The sequence below is a fragment of the Actinoplanes sp. NPDC048791 genome (assembly GCF_040650095.1).
Taxonomy (GTDB): Bacteria; Actinomycetota; Actinomycetes; order Mycobacteriales; family Micromonosporaceae; genus Actinoplanes.
This window is the reverse complement of record NZ_JBEZGQ010001315.1, coordinates 1-1,989: the sequence shown is the minus strand read 5'-3', so window position 1 is coordinate 1,989 and position 1,989 is coordinate 1. Positions and strand designations below refer to the sequence as shown.

General features: G+C 70.6%; 1 protein-coding gene and 2 pseudogenes. 2 read left to right on the top strand and 1 reads right to left on the bottom strand.

Translation table 11 applies throughout. The features are described from left to right. A pseudogene (locus tag AB0C29_RS45820) lies at positions 1-507 on the top strand (alpha/beta hydrolase); the annotation flags it as partial. A gap of 1 nt (position 508) precedes the next feature. On the opposite strand, the gene AB0C29_RS45815 reads toward AB0C29_RS45820, so the two are convergent. Continuing rightward, the gene (locus AB0C29_RS45815; protein ID WP_360834286.1) at positions 509-1,543 is read right to left on the bottom strand and encodes a PKD domain-containing protein; all 1,035 of its coding nucleotides are present in this window, start codon (positions 1,541-1,543) and stop codon (positions 509-511) included. 188 nt (positions 1,544-1,731) lie between these two features. Between AB0C29_RS45815 and AB0C29_RS45810 the strand changes: the two are divergent. Continuing rightward, positions 1,732-1,989, top strand: a pseudogene (locus tag AB0C29_RS45810) (hypothetical protein); the annotation flags it as partial.

Sequence of the window (1,989 nt, the reverse complement as noted above, 5' to 3'; positions counted from 1 at the left end):
GCGGGCGCGCTGTGCCGGCTGCTCGCGCAGTCTGCCGAGCGCTTCGAGCGGATCGTGCTCTATCTGCCCGCGCCGCTGGACGGCGTACGGCCGCCGGTGGCCGAGGCGCGGCTGGCCCGGCTGCTCACCGCGGTGGAGTCCGGCGAGGCGGCACTGGTCGCCGAGGCGGTCGAGCCCGAGCTCCCGCCGGCGGTGCGCAACACGCCGACGGGCTGGAGCTATCTGCGTCACCGCGTCGAGCAGCTGCTGACCGACGGGCTGGCCCCGGAGCTGGACACGCTGTGGCGCGCCCCGGCGGTGCCCGACGAGTCGGTGCTGGCTGCGTTCCGGGGCCCGGCCCTGGTCATCGGCTGTGTCGGCGACGACGTGCACCCGGTGTCGGTCGCGGAACGCCTGGCCGGCCTGCTACCGGGTGCGGAGTTGCAGGTCTACGACAGGCCCACGCTGCTGTGGACCCATCGTAAGGAGCTGCGCGAGCGCATCTCGACCTTCCTGAACGCGGAGTGACTCAGCTGGTGAGCTTCTGCACCCGGTACTTCCAGCCGTTGTCGTTGCCGGCCCGGTCCACCGCCACGTAGTCGACCTCGAAGGAGTAACCCTTCGAGAGGCCGGGCACCGGCACCTTCCAGACGCCCTTGGAGTCCACCCCGCGCCAGGAGACGGCCGCGCTGGGGATCTTCGTCTTGCCCGGGGTGTAGCGGACCCACTTACGGGTGGAGAAGTTGAAGTAGTAGTCCTTGGTGGCGGTCCACTTCCACAGCTGCACGCCGACCGAGTCCATGCCGATCTGGCCGTCCTTGGCCGTGCCCTGGATGGTCTTCCAGTACGAGGCCCGGGCCGGCTTGCGCGGCACCGTGAGGGTGCTGCTCGGGGCCGTGTAGTCGACCTTCACCGTGTACGCCCGGGTGGTCACCGGCGTGGTCTTGCCCTGGGCGTTCTCCAGGGTGATCCGCGCGGCGTGCGTGCCGACCGGGTAGTAGTGCGTCGTCGAGCCGGTGGTGGGGCCGAGCAGGCTGGTCTTGCCGTCACCCCAGTCCACCCACACCCGGGTCACGGTGGCCGGGACGCCCGAGAGCAGCAGCTTGGCCGTGGCGCCGCCGCCCTCCCAGCTCCAGTTCGACGCGACGTTGAACTTGTAGCTGCCGATCGCGGTCGCCACCTGCACCGTCGTGGTGGCGTTGGTGATCGTCGCGGTGCCCTCGCCGTCGGTGTCCTTCAGCTGCACCTTGACCGGGTAGCTGCCGACCGCGGCGTACTTGTGGGTGGCCTTCCTGGCCTCGGCGGCCAGAGTCTGCACGGGGGAGCCGTCGCCCCAGTCGACCGTGCGCTCCGCGACCGATTCCGGGGTCTCGTCGACCAGCTCGCCCTCGGTCAGCGTGACCTGCTGACCGGTCCAGATGCTGGTGCTGTCCAGGGTGTAGGTGCCGGTCAGCCCGCCGGCGGCCCAGGCGGGCGAGCCGAGCAGACCCGCGCCGGCCACCGTGCCGGCCCCGAGCGCGAGGGTGAGCATCGCGGCGAGACCGCGAGGTCGTCCGGTATTCATGAATCTCCCCGTGGAAAAGAGCTCGCATTCGATGCGAGCCGATGGACAGTACCGGGCCGGATCGGCGTCGATCAAGCTGTTCCCGGGGCGGTACTTCGGGGCGAATCCGGCTACGCCGTAACTTTTCGGGCTGCTGATCCGGTGTTGAGGACGTGCGGTACTCCCCCAGATCCATCTTTTTCAGCGTCGTGGCCCTCGGCCTCCCGTTCGCCGTCACCGTCGGCTGGACCCTCGGTACGCCTTCCCCCGCCCCACCGCCGGTGAGTGCACCCGGCGGGGCCGGCGGGATCGGTGCCGCGCCACCCCCGAAGCCGACCACGGCGACCACCTCACCGGTGCTGGACTGGTCGCCGCCGAGTACGCAGAGCAGCAGAGTGGCGTGGTGTCCCGGGCTGAGCTCGCCGCTGAAGAAGCCGAGCGTCAGGATCACCGGCACGTGCGTCCAC

Bases quoted from the DNA above. Each gene is read 5' to 3' on its own strand.
- AB0C29_RS45815 (WP_360834286.1), bottom strand. From the start codon at position 1,543: ATGAATACCGGACGACCTCGCGGTCTCGCCGCGATGCTCACCCTCGCG.